The 24,108-nt window shown below is 44.5% G+C and carries 22 protein-coding genes and 2 pseudogenes; 13 read left to right on the forward strand and 11 right to left on the reverse strand.

The features are described 5' to 3' along the window. Nucleotides 1-27: 27 nt before the first annotated feature. Nucleotides 28-1,224: pseudogene (locus tag Q9R24_RS08060) on the reverse strand (GGDEF domain-containing protein). A gap of 340 nt (nt 1,225-1,564) precedes the next feature. Between Q9R24_RS08060 and Q9R24_RS08065 the strand changes: the two are divergent. Next, entirely contained in the window at nt 1,565-2,134 is a 570-nt protein-coding gene (locus tag Q9R24_RS08065; protein WP_311204007.1) for an NAD(P)H-dependent oxidoreductase, read from the forward strand. A gap of 62 nt (nt 2,135-2,196) precedes the next feature. Here Q9R24_RS08065 and Q9R24_RS08070 read toward each other — a convergent pair whose 3' ends face one another. Then, complete coding sequence (locus Q9R24_RS08070; protein WP_044108817.1) at nt 2,197-3,108, reverse strand: alpha/beta hydrolase; 912 nt, start codon at nt 3,106-3,108, stop codon at nt 2,197-2,199. Nucleotides 3,109-3,264: 156 nt separating this feature from the next. On the opposite strand from Q9R24_RS08070, the gene Q9R24_RS08075 reads away from it, so the two are divergent. Then, the gene (locus Q9R24_RS08075) at nt 3,265-3,702 is read left to right on the forward strand and encodes a DUF2147 domain-containing protein (RefSeq protein ID WP_005105342.1); all 438 of its coding nucleotides are present in this window, start codon (nt 3,265-3,267) and stop codon (nt 3,700-3,702) included. Nucleotides 3,703-3,775: 73 nt separating this feature from the next. Here Q9R24_RS08075 and Q9R24_RS08080 read toward each other — a convergent pair whose 3' ends face one another. Together Q9R24_RS08080 and Q9R24_RS08085 are read right to left on the reverse strand one after the other, a co-directional pair. Next, entirely contained in the window at nt 3,776-4,126 is a 351-nt protein-coding gene (locus Q9R24_RS08080) for a Spx/MgsR family RNA polymerase-binding regulatory protein (protein WP_311204008.1), read from the reverse strand. Between the two features lie 473 nt (nt 4,127-4,599). Then, nucleotides 4,600-5,418 carry an exodeoxyribonuclease III gene (locus Q9R24_RS08085; protein ID WP_311204009.1) on the reverse strand — a complete coding sequence of 273 codons (819 nt, stop codon included), beginning with the start codon at nt 5,416-5,418 and terminating at the stop codon, nt 4,600-4,602. Between the two features lie 40 nt (nt 5,419-5,458). Between Q9R24_RS08085 and pyrE the strand changes: the two genes are divergently transcribed. Then, on the forward strand, nt 5,459-6,109 hold the full coding sequence (gene pyrE, locus Q9R24_RS08090) for an orotate phosphoribosyltransferase (RefSeq protein ID WP_005267676.1): 651 nt from the start codon (nt 5,459-5,461) through the stop codon (nt 6,107-6,109). A 130-nt stretch (nt 6,110-6,239) separates the two neighbouring features. Continuing rightward, entirely contained in the window at nt 6,240-7,391 is a 1,152-nt protein-coding gene (locus tag Q9R24_RS08095; protein WP_311204010.1) for an IS4-like element ISAbe18 family transposase, read from the forward strand. A gap of 459 nt (nt 7,392-7,850) precedes the next feature. Here Q9R24_RS08095 and Q9R24_RS08100 read toward each other — a convergent pair whose 3' ends face one another. Continuing rightward, nucleotides 7,851-8,060 (reverse strand): cold-shock protein, encoded by a 210-nt coding sequence (locus tag Q9R24_RS08100; RefSeq protein ID WP_004281299.1) that lies wholly within the window; start codon nt 8,058-8,060, stop codon nt 7,851-7,853. A 546-nt stretch (nt 8,061-8,606) separates the two neighbouring features. On the opposite strand from Q9R24_RS08100, the gene Q9R24_RS08105 reads away from it, so the two are divergent. Beyond that, the gene (locus tag Q9R24_RS08105; RefSeq protein ID WP_005105347.1) at nt 8,607-8,939 is read left to right on the forward strand and encodes a hypothetical protein; all 333 of its coding nucleotides are present in this window, start codon (nt 8,607-8,609) and stop codon (nt 8,937-8,939) included. A gap of 171 nt (nt 8,940-9,110) precedes the next feature. On the opposite strand, the gene Q9R24_RS08110 is transcribed toward Q9R24_RS08105, so the two are convergent. The 4 genes and pseudogenes from Q9R24_RS08110 to Q9R24_RS08125 form a co-directional block, all read right to left on the reverse strand. Next, on the reverse strand, nt 9,111-10,058 hold the full coding sequence (locus Q9R24_RS08110; protein ID WP_311204011.1) for a copper resistance protein B: 948 nt from the start codon (nt 10,056-10,058) through the stop codon (nt 9,111-9,113). Next, nucleotides 10,045-11,801 (reverse strand): annotated as a pseudogene (locus Q9R24_RS08115) (copper resistance system multicopper oxidase). Before Q9R24_RS08115 ends, Q9R24_RS08110 begins: the two are co-directional and overlap by 14 nt. Nucleotides 11,802-11,842: 41 nt before the next feature. After that, the gene (locus Q9R24_RS08120) at nt 11,843-12,265 is read right to left on the reverse strand and encodes a hypothetical protein (protein ID WP_005267669.1); all 423 of its coding nucleotides are present in this window, start codon (nt 12,263-12,265) and stop codon (nt 11,843-11,845) included. 124 nt (nt 12,266-12,389) lie between these two features. After that, complete coding sequence (locus Q9R24_RS08125) at nt 12,390-12,590, reverse strand: DUF3565 domain-containing protein (protein WP_005250311.1); 201 nt, start codon at nt 12,588-12,590, stop codon at nt 12,390-12,392. Nucleotides 12,591-12,733: 143 nt separating this feature from the next. On the opposite strand from Q9R24_RS08125, the gene gshB reads away from it, so the two are divergent. Further along, complete coding sequence (gene gshB, locus Q9R24_RS08130) at nt 12,734-13,684, forward strand: glutathione synthase (RefSeq protein ID WP_311204012.1); 951 nt, start codon at nt 12,734-12,736, stop codon at nt 13,682-13,684. A gap of 51 nt (nt 13,685-13,735) precedes the next feature. On the opposite strand, the gene Q9R24_RS08135 is transcribed toward gshB, so the two are convergent. After that, on the reverse strand, nt 13,736-14,938 hold the full coding sequence (locus Q9R24_RS08135; protein ID WP_311204013.1) for an MFS transporter: 1,203 nt from the start codon (nt 14,936-14,938) through the stop codon (nt 13,736-13,738). Between the two features lie 424 nt (nt 14,939-15,362). On the opposite strand from Q9R24_RS08135, the gene murG reads away from it, so the two are divergent. The 7 genes from murG (at nt 15,363) to lpxC (ending at nt 23,480) form a co-directional block, all read left to right on the forward strand. Further along, nucleotides 15,363-16,460: an undecaprenyldiphospho-muramoylpentapeptide beta-N-acetylglucosaminyltransferase gene (murG, locus tag Q9R24_RS08140; RefSeq protein WP_311204014.1), complete on the forward strand. Its 1,098-nt coding sequence runs from the start codon at nt 15,363-15,365 to the stop codon at nt 16,458-16,460. 12 nt (nt 16,461-16,472) lie between these two features. After that, nucleotides 16,473-17,921 (forward strand): UDP-N-acetylmuramate--L-alanine ligase, encoded by a 1,449-nt coding sequence (murC, locus tag Q9R24_RS08145; RefSeq protein WP_005245710.1) that lies wholly within the window; start codon nt 16,473-16,475, stop codon nt 17,919-17,921. Between the two features lie 57 nt (nt 17,922-17,978). After that, nucleotides 17,979-18,908 (forward strand): D-alanine--D-alanine ligase, encoded by a 930-nt coding sequence (locus Q9R24_RS08150; RefSeq protein WP_004729157.1) that lies wholly within the window; start codon nt 17,979-17,981, stop codon nt 18,906-18,908. A 2-nt stretch (nt 18,909-18,910) separates the two neighbouring features. After that, on the forward strand, nt 18,911-19,765 hold the full coding sequence (locus tag Q9R24_RS08155; protein ID WP_155861661.1) for a cell division protein FtsQ/DivIB: 855 nt from the start codon (nt 18,911-18,913) through the stop codon (nt 19,763-19,765). A 70-nt stretch (nt 19,766-19,835) separates the two neighbouring features. Then, on the forward strand, nt 19,836-21,098 hold the full coding sequence (gene ftsA, locus Q9R24_RS08160; protein WP_004647239.1) for a cell division protein FtsA: 1,263 nt from the start codon (nt 19,836-19,838) through the stop codon (nt 21,096-21,098). A gap of 159 nt (nt 21,099-21,257) precedes the next feature. Further along, nucleotides 21,258-22,451 (forward strand): cell division protein FtsZ, encoded by a 1,194-nt coding sequence (gene ftsZ / locus Q9R24_RS08165; RefSeq protein ID WP_005108152.1) that lies wholly within the window; start codon nt 21,258-21,260, stop codon nt 22,449-22,451. A gap of 126 nt (nt 22,452-22,577) precedes the next feature. Beyond that, complete coding sequence (gene lpxC / locus Q9R24_RS08170) at nt 22,578-23,480, forward strand: UDP-3-O-acyl-N-acetylglucosamine deacetylase (protein WP_311204015.1); 903 nt, start codon at nt 22,578-22,580, stop codon at nt 23,478-23,480. Nucleotides 23,481-23,579: 99 nt separating this feature from the next. Here lpxC and Q9R24_RS08175 read toward each other — a convergent pair whose 3' ends face one another. Next, nucleotides 23,580-24,020: a DciA family protein gene (locus Q9R24_RS08175; protein WP_004729162.1), complete on the reverse strand. Its 441-nt coding sequence runs from the start codon at nt 24,018-24,020 to the stop codon at nt 23,580-23,582. Between the last annotated feature and the right edge of the window lie 88 nt (nt 24,021-24,108).

Genomic DNA, 24,108 nt, shown 5'->3' on the forward strand with positions numbered 1-24,108 from the left:
TTAGTTCTTAAAAAAAGCTGAACCCGTTTAAGAAACCTGCATCTGTGCTGGCACCGGTTCAGCATAGGCTTTGACCAGATTACGCCCACCGGCTTTGGCCTGATAAAGCGCCTGATCGGCCTGACTTAATAACTGTTGCGGGCGTAATTCCGCGCTAGAAATGGCAATCCCGAAACTGGCGGTCACCGGAATCAGCTCACCTTCATCACTGAAAATCTGCAATTGCTGAATGGCAATGCGGCAGCGTTCAGCCACTTGTTCGGCTTTTTCCAGACTGGTATTTTTAAGCACGAGAATAAATTCTTCCCCACCAAAACGGCCGACCACATCACTTTCGCGTAATTGCTGGTTCAGCACGGCACTCACTTCGACTAAGGTTTCATCGCCCTTATGATGGCCATAGTGATCATTAATTTTCTTGAAATGATCCAGATCTAATAACACTAAAGCATAATTTGGAGTGGCTGCGGCATTCAGTTTATCCAGACATTGGTTGATACTACGGCGGTTAAACAGATTGGTAAGCGGATCGATCTGGCTCAGCTGTTTGATTAGCTGCTCGCGATGCCGCCACTGACTCAGCAGAATCTCGAATAACACCATGCAGACGGCCAGAATTGGCAAAATGAAATACAGCATCGATAACAGCCAGAAACCATTATAGAAAAGCTTGTCATCGATATTAAATAGCGGTGAATAAGGCAATTGATGACTGAAACTTAAATAGGCACATCCATCCAGAAAAATGGAAGCAGGAATCAGCATGCTATACACTAGCGTGCGATGAAACAGTACCAGACCGACCATAATTAAGCAAACGTAAGCGGTAGTAGCGACCGGACTGATCACACCGACAATATAGGCATCCCGGCATAGCGAAACCACAAAAGTGCCGACTGCCAGATAGGGCAGATAACGTTCCACCAGACGGTTGCCCTGAAATTTATAACAAGGATAAACCAGCACGGCTAAAATCAATAAAAAACTGCCGTTCAGCACGACTTGCGAATGAACCCGTTCAATCTGTACATATTGCCAATACTCAGGATTGAATAAAACAAACAGGTCCCAGCCGAGTTAGGTCAGATGTACACCGCATCCCAAGGTCAGCATCAGGATGCATTTCTTCAGGATGCGCCAGTTCATCACGACTTCATCTTCGACCAGATATTTCTTGATTCTGTGTCTTAGCACTTTTTCTAATACAGGCGATATTCGCTTCATGGTCCCGGTCTGACTTTAATTGTTATGGCAGATTTTTTAAGACTTATTGGATATTTATAGCTTTATTTACACAAGATAACATAAGTTTGAATGCTTGATAAACAAAAATATTTAAAACATTTTTGTGATTTAGTTGATACCTCATCTGCTCAGTCTTTACCTATAGCACAAGTGATCTAGGCTATGTCAAAGGGTTCTAATCAAACTTAAAGAGGTTAAGAGGCATACAGTTTTGTTCTAAATTCAGGATGATGTGTTTTATTTGTGCTAATTATTTCAATATAGTCAATCGTTAAAATGGCTGCATTGTTAGAAATAACCAAAGATAAAGAGTGAAGCCATGAAAGTTTTACAGATTGATTCCAGTATTTTAGGAGATGCCTCTATTTCGCGTCAGTTGACTCAGGCCGTGGTGGAACAATTGCAGCAAAAATATGCTGAGATCATTGAAGTTGAATACCTGGATCTGGCTGCACAGCCTATTCCCCATCTTACCGCCGAAATTTTAATGGGGCAGAATGCAGAACAGACGGCATTGGACGAGGAAATTTTAGAGCAATATTTGCAGGCAGATATCGTGGTAATTGGTGCAGCGATGTATAACTTCGGTTTGCCATCGACCTTAAAAGCCTGGATTGACCGGATCTGTGTCGCGGGACGTACCTTTAAATATACCGAACAAGGTCCTGTGGGTCTGGCGGGCAATAAAAAAGTGTATATCGCCAGCAGCCGTGGTGGTGTCTATGGCGAGCAAAGCCCGGCTGATTTTCAGGAGGCTTTCCTGAAAACCGTGTTTAACTTTACCGGTGTGAATGATATCGAAGTGATTCGTGCTGAAGGAGTGAACATGGGCGAAGCGGTTAAAGCCCAAGCATTGCAAACTGCATTGCAGCAAGTTCAGGCCATTTAAAAATCTAAAACCTCTTTTCAAAGGTCAGCTACGGCTGACCTTTTTTATGCATTGAATTATGGTTAATCTCGGTCCAGACGATGGGCAAATTCTGCAAGATCGGTCAGGGCCTGCTTGGCTTCATCGAACCAGGCACTGAACATCTGGAAGTTGTGCCACATGCCGGTATACAGTTTAAATTCGACCTCGACACCCGCCTGTTCCGCTTTTTCTTTAAAACGGCTAGCATCATCCAGCAGAATTTCCTTGGAACCTACCTGAATATGAATCGGTGGCAAACCGGTTAAATCGGCAAAAAAAGGAGAAACTTCCGGATCACCCCGATCAATTGAACGCGGTACATAATATTCAATCCCGGTTTGAACTGTTTCCAGAGACAGCAGGGCATCATGCTTCTGGTTATAACGTAAAGATTCACTGGTCAACGTTAAATCTAGCAGTGGAGACAGCAGAATCAGACCGCTGACCTGTGGAAGACTTTCCTGCTGTATTTTGAGTGCTAGCGCCAAGGCCAGATTGGCACCGCAAGAATCGCCGGACAGAATAATATCTTTGGCCTGAACACCTTGATCCAGCAGCAGATTATAGACATCAAACAAGGCTTCTAATGCTTCCGGATAGGCAGATTCAGGTGATAGCGGATAATCGACATGCAGTACCTGCATCTGGGTTCGAGCCGCAATTTGAGTCATAAAGGCGCGATGGGTATTTAAAGAACCTAAGTAAAATGCGCCGCCATGAATATGAAAAATCAGCTGGGTCGATTCCTGCTGCGGCTTAATTTCTTCCGCGCGCAGTCCGGCCAGTCGGAGCGAGCGAATCTGTACCGTTTTATCCTGAGGGAAAAGTTTGCACATCTGTTCCAGAGCAATGCGCATTGAACTCGGTGGAAGACTGAATCTGCTCGGGGCACGAATGGCCGTTTTTAAAAAGCTTTCTGTAATTAATTGTTTCGTTAGCGGGCTTATCTTCATCTTCCTTCCATCTTTTTGTGCTTTTATTGATCGTGTAGATTATTTACCAACCATATTTACAAGGTTACACTAAATAGTCACAGCTAAAAATTGAAAAATTGTTGTGACTTTTTAATACTACATGGGTCTATTTTCAGACTAAGGAAATGAAGAAAAATGAAAAAAATAGCGCTTACGTTAGGACTACTAGGCTTATCTGCACTGGCTAATGCCGCGGATCCTTTAAATGGCACGGTATGGAAAACCATTGATGATAAAACCAAGCAGCCTAAGGCCATGGTTAAATTCACTGAACAAAAGAACGGCACTTTGTCAGCCAGTATTCAGTCTGTGTTAACTCCAGGTGAAGAAAATGCCTGCAAGAAATGTGAAGGTCCATATCACAACAAATCTCTGAAAGGCCTGACCATTGTTAAAGGTCTAAAAAATGCTGGCGGGACTAGCTATGACAGCGGTTCGATCCTGGATCCGCAATCTGGTAAAACCTATAAGTTGAAAGGCCAGCTAGCAGACGGTGGCAAGAAGCTTGAGCTACGTGGTTTTATCGGCGTAGCGGCATTGGGTCGTAACCAGACCTGGATTCGTGCCAACTAATTTATTTTAAGTAGGTTTACAAAAGCCTGACCAATGTCAGGCTTTTTTTATGAATACAATTTAGAGCAAGAGATTAGTGATCCAAGCCACGATAAGCTATTTCATCAAAACCGGCAATAAATCCTGTAGAGGTTGCCAAGATTGGACGTTTAATTAAACTGGTATGGGTAGTTAATGCATTAATTAATGCATCTTCACTCGACAGGGCGGTCTGTTGCTCTTCTTCACTGAGTTTACGCCAAGTAGTGCCTTTCTTATTCAGAACCACATCTTGACCCAAGGCATCCAGCCAGGTTTTGACGGTTTCAGCATCGATGCCCTGTTTTTTATAGTCATGAAATTCATAACTCAGACCTTGCTCCGTCAGCAGATCAAAGGCCTTCTTCATCGAACTACAATTTTTAATTCCGTAAATTTTTAACATAGCTGCCATCTAAAAAATTTAAATCATGAACTAGCTTAACTAAATTGGCAGCAGCAGACCATGCAAAAGCAAATGAAAAAAAGGAAAAAATTTTAAATAGCAGAAAAGTCATGTCATCAAAATGACATCAAGCAGCTTTAATATGAGCAGCAAGAAAAAGAACAATCTAAATAATAAGAAAAATAGAAATTTGGGAATGATAGAAATAGAAAACCCGCATTTAATCATCCTGATCATGCGGGTCTCAATCCAACGTCCAATGTCACATCCATGCAAAACAAGCTAAATCTATAGTCTGTTTTATTTTCGTCCTACGGCGTCCTGTCCTTGTGTCGTCGTCCTGACATGTCCTTGTGCCGTAGCGCTATAATGCTATGTTATTACATTGAGATAAACCCAAAAAATACGTCATGTTATGTAAGAGATAAACCTTAATTCAGTGAACGTGTGTTCACTGAATTAAATAATGAAAATTATAATTTATAGTCGATGATCACGGGGGCGTGGTCGCTAAACCATCGTTCTTTATAGACCCAAGCATTAACGGTGCGCTCTTTCCAGTCCGGAGAACAAGCATGATAATCAATCCGCCAACCAACATTCTTAGCACGCGCCTGTCCACGGTTTGACCACCAGGAATATAACTCGGCTTCTTTACGCACTTCACGGAAAGTATCAACATAACCAAGCTCATCGTAGATATGATCTAGCCAGGCACGTTCGTGCGGTAAACAGCCCGAGGCTTTCTGGTTACCCGACCAGTTTTTAATATCGATACGTTTATGCACGATATTGTAGTCACCGCAGACAATCACCGATTTATTTTCATCGCGCCACTGTTTCAGGATTTTTGCGTATTCTTCCAGAAAGTGATCTTTACGCGCTTGTGCTTCATCGCCTGATGAACCCGAAGGCAGATACAGGGAACAGATCTGTACAGTTTGTTCTAGACCCAAGTTAAATTCAGCGGCAATAAAACGGCCTTGTGAATCGGCCAGTTCAAAACCCAAGCCATCGGTCAGAGACACAAAAGGCAGACGGCTATAAATGGCAGTACCGGCATAACCCGGACGCTCGGCAGGAAACAGGTGCGTGTACCAGCCTTCAGGCTTGAATTTGTCCGTCCACTGCGCATGCGTGATCCGGCTTTCCTGCATGCAAATCACGTCGGCATCCGACTGTTCCATCCATTCTAATAGACCTTTGGTGACAGATGAGCGTAAGCCGTTGACATTAATTGAAACGACGCGAAGAATTTTTTGATCACCTGGATAGCTACTCTTTGGTATCATGCGCAAGTCTTACCTTAATTAATGGATTTAGGAGCACCTCATGTCAACGCCAGCTCAGTTTAACCCACAAGCTTTTATCGAACTCGCATTATCACGCGGTGTGCTTAAATTTGGTGAGTTTACTTTAAAATCGGGGCGTGTGAGTCCCTATTTTTTTAATGCGGGTCTGTTGAATGATGGTGAAGCCTTGACACTGCTGGCTTCTGGCTATGCTGCAAAACTGACTGAATGTGACCATGTTGAAGTGATTTTTGGCCCTGCCTATAAAGGCATTCCTTTTGTGGCAGCAACTGCTGTGGCTCTGTCGCAAAATCATGGGGTAAGTGTGCCGTGGGGTTTTAATCGCAAAGAAGCCAAAGATCATGGCGAGGGTGGCGTATTGGTTGGTGCTTCTGTAGAAGGTAAAAAAGTCTGGATCATTGATGACGTAATTACGGCAGGCACAGCGATTCGTGAAGTCGTCACTATTTTGAAGAATGCCGGTGCTCAAATTGCTGGAGTTTTGGTAGCGCTAGACCGCCAGGAGAAAGGTCAGGGGGATTTATCTGCGATTCAGGAAGTGCAGCAAGAGCTTGAGATTCCTGTACATGCCTTAATTACCATGAAAGATTTAATGGACTATCTGGAAGCGAAAGGCGACCTAGAAGCTTTGGCGAAAATGGAAGATTACCGTGTTAAATACGGGATCTAAGCCTAGATTGGCATAGAAAAGGAAGCGTGAGCTCACTGCTGTCCCATAGTTTGCTTTAAATAAAAAAACCTGAGTCCTAACAGTTAAAATATGAGTGCAAACAAACACTTTAACGACCAGGATTCAGGTTTTGTCACATCAGAATACCGTATTTCATGAGCTAATTAAACCTGTTGTGCGACAGGATTTTGAACAACTTGCTAAAGTACACCATGTTGGACAGAAATTTAGAGCGGCTTCCCGGTGGGATCAGTTTATTGCCATATTGATGTCTCAATTCTCTTGTAGACAAAGTCTGAGAGATATTCAATCCAATTTGGAGTGCCAACAGGAAAAGCTAAGTCATCTCGGAGCAAAGTCTATTCCCCGAAGCACGCTGGCACGAATCAATGAGCAGCAGCCTGCTGCCTTGTATCAACAGCTATTTCACAAGTTGCTTAAATACTATGAACACTCAAAAGTAGCTCATAAATTTCGCTTTAAGAATCCCTTGTATTCCTTGGATGCCAGTCATATTGACCTGTCGCTTTCCTTATCTGAATGGGCCAAAGTTCACGACTCAAAAGCCAGCATGAAACTCAGCATAGGATTGAATCACAGCAATGATATTCCTGAGTTTGTTGCAGTTGAAAATGGCAAAGAAAATGACATGGTACAAGGCCGCAAATTCCAGTTTCCTGCTGGCAGCATTGTAGTTTTTGATAAAGGCTATGTCGATTACCAATGGTATGCAAATCTGACTGCTCAAAACATTGGATTTGTCACACGTTTTAGGCCTAAATCTGTGTATCAGGTGATCCAGCAACATCCAGTGCTTGAATCCAAAGGTATTCTAAAAGATGAAACCATTCAGCTGAATAGCGCACATGCCCTAAAAAGAAAAGCCCCAGTGTTAAGAAGAATTGAATATAGAGATCAGCAAAGTGGCAAGCACTTTAGCTTTCTCAGCAATAACTTTCATTTAGCCGCCTCCACCATTGCGGCGATTTATAAAGATCGTTGGAAAGTTGAGCTGTTCTTTAAGGCGATTAAGCAGAATCTCAAATTAAAAGCGTTTCTAGGCCGCAGCAGGAACGCAATTCAGACACAAATCTGGATTGCGATGATCGCCTATTTATTGGTGAGTTTCGCTCAACATTTAGGGAAAACAGGTTGGACAGTTCAACGTTTACTCAGAATAATTCAAGTGAATTTGTTTGAAAGAAGAACTTTAAAAGCTTTATTTTCACCCGATAAAATACCCATAAAACAAGAGGAAGCTCAAATGAGCTTCCTCTTGTGAAAAATTGTGGGACAGCAATGAGCGTGAGCTTCCTTTTTTTATAGATACTCAATTTGTTAAACATTTGAAATCTATTATCTCTGTCTATTCTTGTAAGCATTGGCTTACATCGATTCCAGCACTTTGCGGCTGTTTTGAATAGTGGAAATTTCCTATGATAGCTTTAACAGGAACAGGAGGTTCCACACAAGAATAACAATAGATAAATACAAGGAAAGTAAGGTACGACAGGAGTTATACCAAGCGAACCCATACGGAAAACCCCTGGCAGATGCCAGGGGTTTTTCATTTCTATTTCTTTATAGAGCAACGCTTACAACAGCAATGATTCAGAACATGATTCTTAAAAATTCACTGTTAATGAGCTAAATAGAGGAGTAGAAAACCTTTCACCAAAATTATGAATCTTCAGAGCTAAAAAAAGCACCTGAAGGTGCTTTTTCTTATTGCTGTGCTAAATTATAGCGCAACGATATTGATCGCATTTGGACCTTTTTGACCATCAACCACGCTAAAAGAAACGCGCTGACCTTCAAACAAAGTTTTGAAACCAGAACTGCTGATTTCTTTAAAGTGTGCAAAAACGTCAGGACCTGATTCTTGTTGAATAAAACCAAAACCTTTAGTTTCGTTAAACCATTTTACTGTACCGGTAACTGTAGTAGACATAATATAACCTGTTAAATTTTAATAATTTTAGTCATGCAAATGACTATGGATAACTTGGAAAAACAACAAGAATTGAAATAAAGATCTGAAAAAACTGAGGATTATAAATAATACTGCGGCACTTAAAGAAGCTTAACTAAACAACGCTTTTTTCTAGTTAAAGACAGCATAGCCTAAATCAGAAAATATTCAAGTTTTTTATATTTATTATTTATTTTTCTTATAAAAGTAGCTCAATTCTTGTTTTTTAAAGCATTTCAAGCTGATTCGCTTGAGCTTTATCATTTGCATTTAAGCTTTAGCGAAGCTAAACAATAAATACACGTTGTGTTTGTGTTACTTTATGTTAATCAAAATCGTTCAGTACCCAGCAAGATTTTACTAAGTCATTGTATTTTATAACTTTGGGTAAATTAGTATTTGTAGTTTTAAGATAGTTATCGTCATTGTTTGCGTATAAAAATCCACCTATATTAAAATTCAATTGGAAAAATTAACTATAAGAATTTCTTGATTTTAATTTAAAACCAAATATGAGTGAGTCTCATGGATTACTGGAACAGTGTGTTACTTATATCCATCATCACCATGGTTGGACTGGCCATGATCATCCTGTTCGTCGGATGTAAAATGTGGAAGAACTTGGTGGTTACTTTACTGATTGCCACCTTGATTGGTTTTCTGATTGTATGTGCAATCAATTTTGTTTTTGGCGATCGTCTTCAATTTCTATGGGGTGCCCCTGAGACTGGCGATAGCAATTTTATGCTGGAAATGGGGCTGATGAGCCTGTTAATTGGCGGCGTGAGTACCTTTATCATTATGTTAGGCACTTTGGTGGCTAAAAGTAACAGTAGAAATCAAGGCGATGAAGACTAGTTTTTCGCAAAATAATAAGTGTCTTAATGAGCGGGAAAGTACAGAAAAGCATTGCATGTACAGTTCATAGGATTAAAAAATCTTCCTCAGCCAAATGTATAGTGCCATAGCGCTACGGGACATGAATGGAGCTTCATATCCCGTAGCTGCATAATTTTCTGTATCAAAAATTTAGAACATCATTTTCAGACCTGCCGAATAGATCCAGCCTTTTTCTGAATCTGAACTTTGCTGCCAGGCCGTCTGTTGGTTGCCTTTACTATATTCATAACCCACTTCCAAATAAGGCATGAGCTTTTTGCTCAGTTCATAGCGTGTTTCCAGGCTCAAGGTGGCATGACTAAGGCCGGTTTTTTTCGCATTAGCTGCCTGATCATTCAGGATGACATCCAGTTCGACAAAGGGTTGCATAATCAGTTTCTGAGTCAGTAACAGGTCACGCTCTGTTTTCAGTTTTAATCCGACAAAGTCATCTTCACCAACATAGACATGAGCATCCGTTTTGAAAAAGTAGGGAGCCAGGCCATGTAGCCCAAATACTGCATCGAAGCGCTCGTTCTGCTGGTTTATAGAAGGCTCGGCTAAATTTTCCTGTCGATAGCGCACCCCGGTCTGCACATCCCAGAAATCAGAAATATTTCGGCTATACAACACTTTGGCATCATATTCGGCCTGACGGGATTCATGTTTGTCGGCTTCTAGCTTGAGGAAAATTTTATTTTCATCCGTGCCGACTCTGGCCTGGTTCTTGGACTTGAATGCTCCATTTCCCTCTGAACTATGCTGCCATTTCTGGTCCAGAATAATCTGGCTATAAATCTGTGCGCCATGTTCTTTACGATGATCATGTTCGCTGGCAGAACTGACTGAATTTTGTGGTGTGTTCAGCGCCTGCTGTTGATGCAATAACTTTGGTGGCGGTTGATGAGAAACGGCATCTGCTGTTTCAGTATGCTGTGCGTGGTCATCAGCCATGTTTTGCATGGCATGATATCCGCTATGATGCTGATGTTCATTATGACCCGTATGCTCGCTAGAAGCTGCCGCAAAAATACTCAGACTGCTTAGGGTAAGCGCACTGCTGAGCACTGACTTTACCAAAAGATTAGTGATGTGCATGGCTTTCTCCTTGAGCAGCTGCTGGCTTTGACGGCATTTTTTGTGAAGAAGGGTGAGATGCTTGATCTTCATCAACCTGTGCCACAATCAGCTTGTTCATCATGCCGGCACTCATGTGATAGAGCAGATGGCAGTGAATCGCCCATTCTCCCAGTTCGTCTGCTGTGAGCAAGGTCGTGACCGTTTTCCCGGGCGGCACAATCACGGTATGTTTATTTGGCATATTTGCAGCAGACTGACCATTTTCCAGCTGCATAAACATGCCATGCAAATGCATCGGATGGGCCATCATGCTGTCATTGATAAATTTCAGCCGGATCCGCTCGCCATATTTCACTTGAAGTGGCTCGGCATCACTGAATTTTTTACCATTCATGGTCCAGATGTAGCGCTCCATGGTTCCACCCAGACGAATCACCAGTTCACGTTCTGCTGCGCGGGTATCAGGTTGCGGTGTCAGGGCTTTGAGGTCTTGATATTGCAAGGCTTTGTGCCCTGCAGGCGTAGACATATTGGCCCAGCCCTGAACAGGCTGATTGGTTCCGGACATGTCACTATGACTTGTATGCATGTCGTGCTGGGCATGTTGATCATGTTCACTTGTGGCAGTCTGCATGGTCTGACTGCTGTGTGTGTCATGTGACATGTCATGTTGTTCGCCATGTCCCATATCTTCCATGGTCAATAAGGCACGAGGGCGCGGTGTTGGTAATTGAACCGGAGCCGGGGCTTTACTTGAATCAGTTGCCTGATGCAGACTGCCAATGGCAAAGCCTGAGCGGTCGATCGATTCCGCTTCAATCTGGTAATGCGCTGCAGTGGGTTCCACAATCACATCATAGGTTTCAGCGGTTCCGATACGGAATTCATCTACATTGACCGGCTGCACCGGTTGTCCATCGGCACTGACCACGGTCATTTTCAGCTGGGGAATACGCACATCGAAAAACGACATGGCAGAAGCATTGATGAAACGCAGGCGGACTTTTTCATTGGGCTGGAACTGGCCACTCCAGTTTTGTTGCGGCGTTTTTCCATTGACCAGAAAGGTATAACCGGTAACATCAGATAGGTCGGTTTTCAGCATACGCATCTGGTTCCACATCTTGCGGTCTGACCAGGTGACCTTCAGGCCATCACGTTTCACCTGCTGGAGTACATCGCCCAAGGTTTCACGCTGGTTCTGATAATATTCGGCCGATTTTTTTAAATTGTTCTGAATCTGCTGGCCGCTTTGTTCGTGAAAATCTGACAGCATCACCACATAATCCCGCTCGGTTTGTTCATGTGGAGGTAGTAATGTCTGTGCTTTGGGGCGAATCACCAATGCGCCATAGAGGCCGTCCTGTTCCTGACCTTTGGAATGTGCGTGATACCAATAGGTGCCGTTTTGACGAACCTTGAAGCGATAAGTAAAAGACTGTTTCGGTTTGACCCCCTGAAAACCGTTAAATCCGGGGACACCATCCATCAGCCCGGGCAGGAGGAGGCCATGCCAGTGCAGCGAGGTATCCTGATTGTTCAGGTTGTTTTGTACATGAATGACTGCATCATCACCTTCTTCAAATTCCAGCAAGGGTGCAGGGAATTTTCCGTTTACAGTGATACGCTTGACCGTCTTTCCGGTGAGATTGATCGGGCTTTCATCAATGACCAGATGATATTCTTTACGGCTGCAAACAAGGCAGACGACGAGATGAGACCGAAGCCCAGACACAGGCTTTGACTGATTTTAAGCAACATAACTTAATCCTTAATGAATAAAAAAATTTAAAAATTCAGGATCAAGCTTTGGGTGGGCGCAGGATTTCTTGCCAGTAACCGGCAAGGTGCTGGGCATGGTAAGCAGGGAGGAGGGTTTTTTCCGGATAACCGTGATCAGGCACGCTTAACTCGGGCGTTGTAATGGGCAGGCTGGTGACCAAGTTCTGGCAGGCCATAGTGCCACAATCCAGACAATCTGATGACTGCTGGGTGCTGTCACTGACACAGTCCGGCTGAATCAGTTCCTGATCTTGATGATGATCAGTCTTATGCAGCGAGTGAGAAGCAGAGGGTTTTGTCATTTCCAGACAATGAGGATTCGTTTTTTCAGACGGCATAACCAGATGCATGGTGTTTGCAGATGCGACAGACACACTGCTCCAGCCTATGGCAAAAACCACAAGCATCACCAACCAGATCTGTTTGACGAGCCGTATGAGCAAAAGTACACCCTGAAAAAATGCGCTGCATGTTTGAGCAATAAAAGCATAAACGCAGTAACTCAAATTAGCAAATTCTGGACAAGATTATTTTTTAGGTCACCTACATACTACTTTTTTCATAGGTTCAGGTTTCAGTTTCGCACTTTTCGCATTTTCTACAGTCTAGCAGCATCCCGAGTTTTTCTTTACGTCCTTGCTCGGTCATCACCCATGGGCGATTTTGCCAGGGCGGGGTATGCCGCACATGCTGGCCATGTCCGCAGGCCAGTTCTGCAACCCAATGCTGTTCCTCATCCAGGTGAAAACCGATAATGGCCTGTTGCATGGCATACCTCCCTTGAGCTCAAATTGCCTGAGCATCTATCTAAAAACCTATACAAAATAAGTCATGCAAAATCACCATAAACAAAAGAATCCACACAAGCTATACTCCTTGCCAAGTCATTTTTTGAAAAAGAGCAGAGACACATGCGCGTACTTGTTGTGATGGATCCCATTGAAAATGTAAACCTGAAGAAAGACTCGACCATGGCCATGCTGTGGGCAGCAGCACGTCGCGGGCATGAACTCGGTTATGCATTGCAGCAAGATTTATATGTCGATCAGGGCAAGGCCTTTGGTCTGATCGCGCCGCTACAGGTATTTGAAGACTACGACCATTATTATGAACTTGGCGAAAAACAAAAAGAGTCGATCGCTGCTTATGACGTTGTCTTGATGCGTAAAGATCCGCCTTTTGATATGAACTTCGTCTATACCACTTATATTCTGGAGCAGGCAGAGCGCGAAGGGGCATGGATCATCAACAAACCGCAAAGCCTGCGTGACTGTAATGAAAAACTGTTCGCGACCCAGTTCCCGCATCTGCAAGTTCCGACCTTGGTGACTTCGCAGCAAAGCCTGATCCGTGAATTTCTCAAAGAACAGGTCGATGTGATTGTAAAACCTCTAGATGGTATGGGCGGCACCGGGATTTTCCGCCTGTATCAGGATGGCATCAACATCGGTTCAACCATTGAAATGCTGACCAATAATGGTACCCAGCCGATTATGGCGCAGCGTTATATTCCGGAAATTGTCGAAGGCGATAAACGCATCCTGATGATTAATGGTGAGCCAGTGCCGTATTGTCTGGCCCGTATTCCACAAAATGGTGAAGTGCGTGGTAATCTGGCCGCGGGTGGCCTAGGTGAGGCACGCCCCCTGACTGAAAATGACAAAGCCATTGCAGCAAAAGTAGGGCCGTATCTCAGAGAAAAAGGTCTGGTCTTTGTAGGGCTGGATGTGATCGGAAATTATGTTACTGAAATTAATGTAACCAGTCCAACCTGTATCCGTGAAATTGACACCCAGTTTGGCACCTCGATTGCAGATGATCTGTTTGCCGTGCTGGAAGCGGGGCAGGCCAATCAGGTTTAAAAGCAAAATCAGGTGAAAAAAGAGTCTGCTTGCAGGCTCTTTTTTATTTTTTCATTGGGGATAGCGCTTAAATAAAAATGCCGTCATTACCATACCCAGCATCGAAAGGCAGACGGTGATAATGGCAAGATTGGCCCAGTATTGAGTGGCAGATATCAGCGCAGCGCTCAGGGTCAGTATAAAAAACTGTGCGCAGGCTGAAATTTGTAAAACCACACCCACACTGGCTGCTGCTGCATAGGCACGTGGTGCATAGTGCAGGGTAATCGCAAAAACAGTGGTTGGGATCATCCCGCCAATCAGTGAAAACAGCACGGCACTGACAACCTGCAATTCAAATGAGAGCCAGGAATTTGCAGCAAATACCAAGCAACTGCTGCAGAGCATTGCTACAAATCCGGTACTCAATAAGGTGGGCGGTCTATAACCCTGTTGCAGCAACATGCCTGCGCCAAAAGTGCCCCCCAGATTGGCCAGCACGACTATCGAGACCAGCATCCCTGCGCGTTTTAAGTCCAGCCCCTGTTCGACATACAGCGTAGGCAGGAAGCCCGTGACAGTAATCCATTGACTGGTATAACAGGCAAAAATAATCGCCAGACAGATAATGGGAGGATGGGTCAGGGTAATTTGAACAATCTGCCAGAATGAGGTGTTTTCCGTAGCTGGCTGAGAAGAGTCTGGCTGTGTTACCAGGACAGGTTCAATATTTAAATATTGTTTAATCATGCCAGCAATGACAAGGCACAGGCAGCCCAAAATGGCCCAGATCATTTGCCAGTCCAGATATTCAAGCAGGAGAGGAATCGTCAATACGGCCAGACTGACACCGATGCCCATATAGGAACTCCAGAGTCCCATCTTGAAATTCAGTGTCTCAGCGCGGCTGGTACGTTTTAAAATTGCTGGCGCACACAAGGAAATGGTTAAAAACCCGATTCCTTCCATAAAGCGCAATACATATAAAGTGGCAGGCTGCGTAATCCAGAGCCCGGCAAGACTGCTCAGCCCTAAAATGATTAAGGCCATGATCAGGCAGCGCTTTAATCCCATTTTTTCCGAGAAGGCGCCAATGCATAGCGCAAACAGCATTCCGGCAGCCTGCACCAACGCTAATGAAAAACCAGCCTGGGTAAAACTCAGGTTTAAATCCTGCTGCAATACAGGAATCACGGCCGAAAGTTTGCCGACATGGATCGCAGCCAGATAACCGGCCAAGATAATCCATACATCATGACATGATATTTTTGACATTTATCCGAACTGAGTCCATTTAAAGCATCTGCTTGTACATCAAGCATCATTCATATATAGATATGAATAACATGAAAGTTTTATAAAATTGATAGGATTTAAGCCTAAGCTCATTAGTCGATGATAGGATATGGATTGACCGGGAGTGAGCTGTAAAGGGTTCTAAATAAAGCCTTGTCCGTGGCAAGGTTATTGATAATATAATGAGAAAATCATTTAAAATTGCTATGATATGTCACTTAAGTCGAAGGAAAAGTGCAGACCTTATAAATAAAACGAGTCTAAACTTGGAATTTGCGTGAAAAAAACAATTAAAGCCTTGTTGAAATAAAGTAAATAAACTTTCATGGCCTGAGGTTTGTGATTACAATTGATTACTTAAATCAGATTTCCTGCTCCATTTTTTGAATTGAAGAATTAGACCGTGACCGACGCTCAGCAAAAACAGCCTAAACATGTCATGATGATGGCCGCAGGTACAGGTGGACATGTGTTTCCAGCGTTAGCTGTTGCCAAAGATTTACAACAACAAGGTATACAGGTTTCATGGTTGGCCACGCCCGCAGGCATGGAAAACCGTCTATTAAAAAACCAGAATATTCCCATTTATCAGATTGATATTCAGGGCGTGCGTGGCAACGGTTTTCTACGTAAGGCCTTGGCTCCTTTTAAAATCATGAAAGCCACCTTCAGTGCCATGAAATTCATGAAACAGCTCAAGGTCGATGCCGTGGCAGGCTTTGGCGGTTATGTGGCAGGGCCGGGTGGTCTGGCTGCGCGTATTTTAGGCATTCCGGTGCTGATCCATGAACAGAATGCAGTTGCCGGTTTTACCAATACCCAATTGTCGCGTGTGGCAAAGACGGTGTGCCAGGCTTTTCCAAATACTTTTCCGGCCCAAGAAAAAGTCGTGACTACAGGTAATCCGGTACGACAAGAAATTAGCGAAATTTTAAATCCGTCCTGGCGTTATCAGGAGCGTGACAAGGCAGGACTACCCTTACGTATTCTGATCGTTGGTGGGTCTTTGGGGGCGCAAGCCTTAAATGAACGGGTTCCAGAAGCTTTAAAGCAACTCAATGTGCCATTAAGCGTCTATCATCAGTGTGGGCAAAACCATGCCGAAGCGACCCGGGCACGCTATGAAAATGCACCGGCCAGTCTACAAGTTGAAGTACAGCCCTTTATTGAAGATATGGCCAAAGCCTATTCTGATGCCGATCTGGTGATTTGCCGTGCCGGAGCTTTGACCGTCACTGAAATTGCCACTGCTGGCGTAGCTGCGATTTTTGTGCCGCTTCCAAGTGCAGTGGATGATCACCAGACGGCCAATGCCGGTTTCCTGGCCAATATCAATGCGGCAAAGATTTGCCCGCAGGCCACGATGACCCCGGAAAGTTTAAAAACATTATTAGAGCCGATGCTGAATCGCCAACTGTTAATGGAAATGGCCGTGAAAGCACGCCGACAGGCTCAACCCGATGCGACTCAACATGTGGTCCGTTTAATTCAAGAATTGTAATCCGAGTAAACTATGTCTCCAACAACCCCAGCTGAACAAGCGAAAAAGTTAATTAAAGTGCCGGAAATGCGCCGTATCAAACACATTCATTTTGTGGGGATCGGTGGTGCAGGCATGTGTGGTATTGCGGAAGTGCTGAAAAACCAGGGCTATAAAGTTTCCGGTTCAGATATTAAGGCATCCAATACCACCGCACAGCTGGAAGCGAATGGCATTAAAGTCTATATCGGACATACTGCAAATAATATTAAGGGCGCCAACGTGATCGTGGTCTCTACCGCGATTGATAAAGAAAATCCGGAAATTAAAACCGCGATTGAAAACCGTATTCCTGTGGTTCGCCGTGCGGAAATGCTGGGTGAACTGATGCGTTACCGTCATGGTATTGCCGTTGCCGGTACGCATGGCAAGACCACGACCACCAGCCTGATCACCTGTATGCTGGCTGAAGAAAATATGGATCCAACCTATGTGATCGGTGGTTTGCTGAACCGTACCGGTATGAACGCAGCCTTGGGCGCCAGCCGTTATATCGTGGCCGAAGCCGATGAGTCAGATGCTTCTTTCCTGCACCTGGAACCGATGGCTGCTGTGGTGACCAATATTGATGCCGATCATATGGATACCTATGGCGGTAGCTTCGATGTCCTGAAAGATACTTTTATCCAGTTCCTGCAAAAATTGCCATTTTACGGCTTGGCCGTAGTGTGTGGTGATGATGCCAATATCCGTGAAATCATGCCGCGGATTGCACGTCCGTTACTGACTTATGGCTTCAATGAGGACAATGACATCCGCGCAGTAGATGTTGATCAGGATGGCATGCAAACCCACTTTACCGTATTGCGTAAAGAGCGTGAGCCATTGCGTGTAACCGTGAATCAGCCAGGTTTGCATAATGTGCTGAATGCCTTGGCCGCGATTGGTATAGCGACCGATGAAGGCGTGTCTGATGCTTCAATCTGCCGTGCACTGGAAGGTTTCAGTGGTGTGGGGCGTCGCTTTGAGGTTCAGGGTGAGTTTGCGATTGAGGGCGGTGACGTGAAACTGGTGGATGACTATGGTCATCATCCAAAAGAAGTCGAAGCGACGATTAAAGCTGCGCGTCAGAGTCATCCGGACCGTCGTCTGGTAATGATGTTCCAGCCACACCGTTATAGCCGTACCCGTGACTGTTTCGATGATTTTGTGGAAGTACTTTCTACTGTAGACCAGTTATTGTTGCTGGATGTTTATCCTGCCGGTGAAAAACCGATTGTCGGGGCGGACAGTCGCACTTTGGCCCGCAGCATTCGTCTACGTGGTGAAGTCGAGCCGATTCTGGTCGATGCGGCGGACGGCAACCTGAATCAGATCATGAGAAAAGTATTGCAAGCAAATGACTTGTTATTAACCCAGGGCGCAGGTAATGTTGGAGCAATCTCAGTCGAACTTGCACAAAATCACTTATATATAAAATAGTCATCTTGTGTGACTGAATTGAATTGACCAGATTGAAAAAAGTTTAAGGATATAAACGTGTCAAATGCTTCAAAATTCGGAAAAGTTGCCGTGTTGCTTGGTGGTAAATCTGCAGAGCGTGAGGTTTCTCTAGACAGTGGTACGGCGGTACTTGAGGCATTAGTGCGTTCAGGGGTCAATGCGGAAGCGTTTGATCCGCAGGAGCGTAGTGTCACAGAATTGGTGAATTATGATCGTGCGTTCATTGTATTGCATGGACGTGGCGGGGAAGACGGCCAAATTCAGGGCGCACTGGAATGGTTAAACGTGCCGTATACCGGTACCGGTGTACAAGGTTCTGCGATCGGCATGGACAAGGTCAAGACCAAGCAGGTCTGGCAGGGTTCGGAATTACCGACAGCGCCGTATCGTATTGTCACCAAAGATTCTGATGCGACCGACATTGTTAATGCTTTAGGCTTGCCTTTGATTATCAAGCCGGTGCATGAAGGTTCCAGTATCGGCATGAGCAAGGTCGAGAAAATTGAAGACTTTGCCGAAGCGATTACCAAGGCAACTGAACATGATGCCGTGGTGATGGCAGAAAAATGGATTACCGGCCGTGAATACACCATTGTGGTTTTAAATGGTCAGGCGCTACCGGTGATTCGTCTTGAACCGCCTCAAGATGTTGCCTTCTACGATTATGAAGCGAAATATCAGCGTAATGATGTGCAATATGGCATTCCATGTGGTTTAAGTGAAGCTGAAGAGCAGCAGTTAAAAGCCTTGAGTTTGCGCGCATTCCAGGCAGTCGGTGCCAGCGGTTGGGGCCGGATTGATGCCATGCAGGATGAACAGGGCAACTTCTGGTTGCTTGAAGTGAATACCGTGCCGGGAATGACCAGTCATTCACTGGTGCCAAAGGCGGCAGCTGCAGTCGGTTACAGTTTTGATGAGCTGTGTGTGGCGATACTGGAACAGACCTTGACTGGTTCGGCACACTAAATATGGCTCAACTTCCTGTTTCCATGCGCCGTAAACGTGCTGCGATTACTTCAATTCACGACAAGCCGCCAACACGCAAAGAAAAGCTGACCAATTTTGGTGGCTGGTTATTGTTGTGTATTGCGCTACTGGTGCTGGCCTTTGGAATATTGGGCTTATATAAAGTCATGACCAATAGTGACGTGGCAGAGCTGGGTGTCGTGGGTACGCGCTCGGTTGCTGAACAGCGTCAGGTCATGCAGTATGTGTCACCGATTGTGACCGAAAACTATTTTACTTCGGATTTGGAAGCGATCCGTGATCGTACCCTGGAATTGTCCTGGGTAGATCGGGTCGTGGTGTCCCGAGCCTGGCCAAATGGCATTCGGGTGCGGGTGATGCCGCATCATGCGATTGCGCGTTGGGGAACGGGACGTTTATTGAGTGACAGTGGTGTGATTTTCACGGAAGTCACACCCAAGAATTATCAGGCATTACCGTTACTACATGGGCCGGCGAGCCATGCAGAAACCATGATGCGTCGTTATAATGAAATTAATCAATTATTTTTGCCACAAGGCATTCGTCTAAAAGAATTATATCTCACCGAGCGAATGACCTGGTTTATGCAGTTTGATTCGGGTTTAAGAATAATTGTGGATAAAGATCAGACCATGAGCAAATTACAACGCCTGAGCCATCTGTCTCAGAGCGATTTAAAGCCAGTCTGGTCTAAAATTTCGGCCATCGACCTGCGTTATCGCAATGGATTGTCGATCCAGTGGAAAAATTCAATTCCGCCTAAAATTGTAAATGGACATTTTATTGTAACCATTGATGACACGGGCGTTGAGAATAATGTAACAGTAAAGCCATAATGACCGGCTTTAAAAAATAGAGGCATTTAAAGCCATAAATCTAACAAACACGTAATGGTAGTAGTGAATAATGAGTGAAGCTGTTCCCTCGGTTGTAGCGATTGACATTGGGACACACAAAGTTTCAGTTTTGATTGGCAAGGTACACGCGCCAGACAATATCCAAGTGATTGGTATGGCAACCGCTCGTAACCGAGGCATGAGTAAAGGGAAAATTGTCAGTCTCGATAAAGTTATTACTGCAATTAAAAATGCCGTTCAAGAAGCAGAAGATATGGCGGAATGTCGTGTACATTCTGCCTGGGTCTCTATTCCAAGTGCCGAATTAAAAAGCTTTTATGCTTCAGGTCGCACCTCGATCGACAATAGCGAACATGCGATTACCACCAGTGAAGTGGTGCGTGCACTGGAATTGGCCAAAGCCAGTCATTTGACTTCAGATCATTATCTGGTCAGTGCTGTGCCTCTAGGTTTTGAGCTGGATGATTCACCGGAATGGGTGCTAAACCCGATTCGTATGTCGGCACATAGCATGACCGGGCATTATCATCTGATGATGCTGCCGATTAGTACCATGCAGAATATTGATCGCGCCCTGAAGGGGGCCAATATCGGCGTAGAAAAAATGGTGGTGTCGAGTCTGGCCACCGCTGAAGCCAGCCTGCTCAAAGACGAAAAAGAATATGGCGTGTGTCTAGTGGATATCGGTGCTGGCACGACCAATGTGGCGGTGTATGTGGATGGCCGTCTGGCCTTAACCCATACCTTCCAGCGTGGCGGTGAACATGTGACCCGTGATATTGCAGCAGTATTGCAAACCACGACCGAAGAAGCTGAACGTCTGAAATTGCTGTATGGCTGTGTCGACCTGAAAGTGGTCAAGCCGGACCATATGATTCAGTTCCAAGGAATTGACGGGCCACAAACCATCAGCCGGATCGAGCTGACTGAAATTATCATGGCACGGTATGAAGAAATTCTGGGTCTGGTACGTGATGAATTAGTGAAAAATGGTGCCATCCAGGGCTTGTATCATGGTGTGGTATTAACCGGTGATGCTAGTCATATCGAAGGCATGGTGAGCTTTGTTCGCCGTACCATGGGAGTCTCGGCGCATTTAGGTAATCCGCCGACGCAGGTGTATGCAGATGAGCAACATCAGGCTGCTTTACGTCGCTCGCAATATAGCACTGTGGCAGGTTTGCTGATGTTTAGCCAGAGTGATACCCAAGATACGATTGTGGAACAGGATGATGTAGAACGGTTGTCCTTGGCTAAACGGGTCAAAAGAGCCTTATTTGGCTTTAATGACACCTTGAAATCAATCTTTTAAGTCGATTTTTATTGTGATTATTGTTGGGAAGATGTAGTTAATCGGGCTTGTACTTGACAAGTGAACGCATGAGCAGCATTCTTAAAAACAATTTTATTAAGATTAAGGCAGTATACGGGCTTAGTGACTGCCAATTATGAATTAGGAATTTTATAGGTCATGGCCTCATTTGAATTTTTCGAAGACGATCATAGCGATAGCAATGGTCAAGCCCGTTTCACTGTATTTGGTGTAGGTGGTGCGGGTGGTAATGCGGTACAACATATGTTGCAGTCCGATATCCAGGGCGTAAAATTTGTTTGTGCCAATACGGACAAACAGGCATTGGATCGCATGGAAGCCGAATTTAAAATTCAGCTGGGCGAGCAAAGTACCCGTGGTCTGGGTGCAGGTGCAAATCCGCAAGTCGGCCAGACCGCAGCAGAAGAAAGCCGTGAACTGATTCGCCAACAGCTTGAAGGGACCGATATGGTCTTTGTAACTGCGGGTATGGGCGGTGGTACCGGTACCGGTGCAGCGCCAGTGGTTGCTGAAATTGCGAAAGAAATGGGTATTCTGACCGTTGGTGTCGTGACCACGCCATTTAACTTTGAAGGCAAACGCCGTCTACAGTCTGCTGAAAAAGGGATTGAAGCGCTAGAGCAGCATGTAGACTCATTAATCATCATTCCAAACCAGCGTCTATTGAAAGTCTTCCGTGATATTTCAATGAAAGATGCCTATAAAAAAGCGGATGATGTATTGTTGAATGCAGTACGCAGTATTTTTGATTTGGTGGTTCGTCCTGGCCATATCAACCTTGATTTCGCCGATTTGAAAACAGCCATGAGCACTCGTGGTTATGCCATGATGGGTGTCGGTCTGGGTCGTGGTGAGAACCGTGCACGTCAGGCTGCTGAGCAGGCGATCCGTAGTCCATTACTCGATAACGTGACTATCATGAATGCCAAAGGTATTCTGATCAATGTGACCGGTGGTGATGATGTGACTTTCGGTGAAATTGAAGAAATTACCGATGTTGTGAACCAGATTGTTGATTTAGATGAAGGTCAGGTGTTCTACGGTACCGTTTTTGATCCGGATGCGCGTGATGAAATCAGCGTGACTGTGATTGCAACAGGTCTAACCCGTCATGCAGCGGATTCAGTTGAACCGACCAAACGTACTAATGTACAGGCAACTCGTCCAGCAGCAGTTGCACAGGCTGTGGTGGAAGATGATGATGTACCGGCAATTCAGCGTCAGCAGCATGAAACAGGGGCAGCAGCGAATCCAGCGGCGGCTTCGGTTTCTAGCCCGCGCCCAACGCCAATGAGCATTCAGGATTATCTTAAGAATCAACAGCGTAAATAACATGTAACATCATGTGTTTAGATGGATTAGACAGGAAAGGTGGCTTTTAAGCCACCTTTTTGTTTTTTATCAATGGCCAAATATGCTAACGTATAGCGGTTTTATAGATGAACAGATGATAAAAGCATGTTGAAACAACGTACCCTGAAACGTGTCGTGAAAGCGAGCGGAATCGGTCTTCACAGTGGGCAGAAAGTCATGATTAACTTTGTGCCGCACCATGCCGATGGGGGAATTGTGTTTCGTCGTATAGACCTGAACCCACCAGTGGACATTCTAGCTGATGCCATGCTGATTCAGGAAGCCTTTATGTGCTCGAACCTCGTTCAGGAAAATGCCAAAGTAGGCACCATTGAACATGTCATGAGTGCGATCGCTGGTCTGGGCATTGATAACCTAATTATTGAAGTATCGGCTTCTGAAGTCCCGATTATGGACGGCAGTGCAGGTCCGTTTATTTACCTGTTGATGCAGGGCGGTTTGCAAGAGCTGGATGCTGCTAAAAAATTCGTCAAGATTATTAAACCGGTTGAAGCACTGATTGATGACAAACGTGCCATTTTTAGCCCACATGAGGGCTTTCAGCTGAACTTCACCATTGATTTTGATCATCCTGCCTTTAAAAAAGAACATCAGTCTGCCAGTATCGATTTTTCTACTGAAACCTTCGTTTATGAAGTCAGTGAAGCGCGTACCTTTGGTTTTATGAAAGATCTGGATTATCTCAAAGCCAATAACCTGGCGCTGGGTGCCAGTCTGGAAAATGCCATTGGTGTGGATGAAACTGGGGTCGTTAATGAAGAAGGTTTACGTTTCTCGGACGAATTTGTACGTCATAAAATTCTGGATGCCGTGGGTGATTTATACCTGCTCGGACATCAGATTATTGCCAAATTTGATGGTTACAAATCTGGACATGCCTTGAATAATCAACTTTTACGCAATGTGAAAAGTGATCCAAGCTGCTATGAAATTGTAACATTTGATGACGAAGCTAATTGTCCAATCATGTATGTGAATGTGACATAAGTCATTGTGTTTGTGTCTTTATGTTTTTGTTATTGCTTTAATACTGTGACACACATCACATAATGTTTGCTTTTTAATTTATTACATTTGATTGCGATGTTACTTTTTATTGCTTGCCAAACGTAGTAAAGCTTGGCTAAGCTTAGGGTCGCTTATAAAGTCAGCAGCACTACGAAGTAATTCCTGTGTTTCTGCATTTAAGGCTCTTTCAGGTGTTGCTGAAACAGGTGGCGTTTGCGAAGGATTCCGCAGGCAAACTTGAAGTTTAGTGAGATCTGTTAATTCATTTATTTGAGAGAGTTGTGAAATGTATTGCTTTTGAAGATAGGCCAATTGACTGATCATGGCCTGATTTTCACCAGTAATCGTTAACACACCATTTTGATAGCAGACAACTTGCCAGCGTTCCGGTTGGGGCAATAGCGGTTGTACGAGTTTCGTAAGTTTCTGCCAGGCAGCGACTTGTGATGAGAGAAACGAAAAGTTTCCTGTTTTTATCTGTTTTCTTGTTTGTTGAAAAACGTTGACAGGTTCCGACATACATAATTCCTACATATTTATGTCTTAATCTTATGCGCTTCTTTTAGTGGATATCAAGGATAGAGATCTTCAAGGAACTCGATTAAAG

Origin of the sequence: Acinetobacter sp. RRD8 (assembly GCF_031844225.1) — a bacterium.
GTDB lineage: Bacteria > Pseudomonadota > Gammaproteobacteria > Pseudomonadales > Moraxellaceae > Acinetobacter.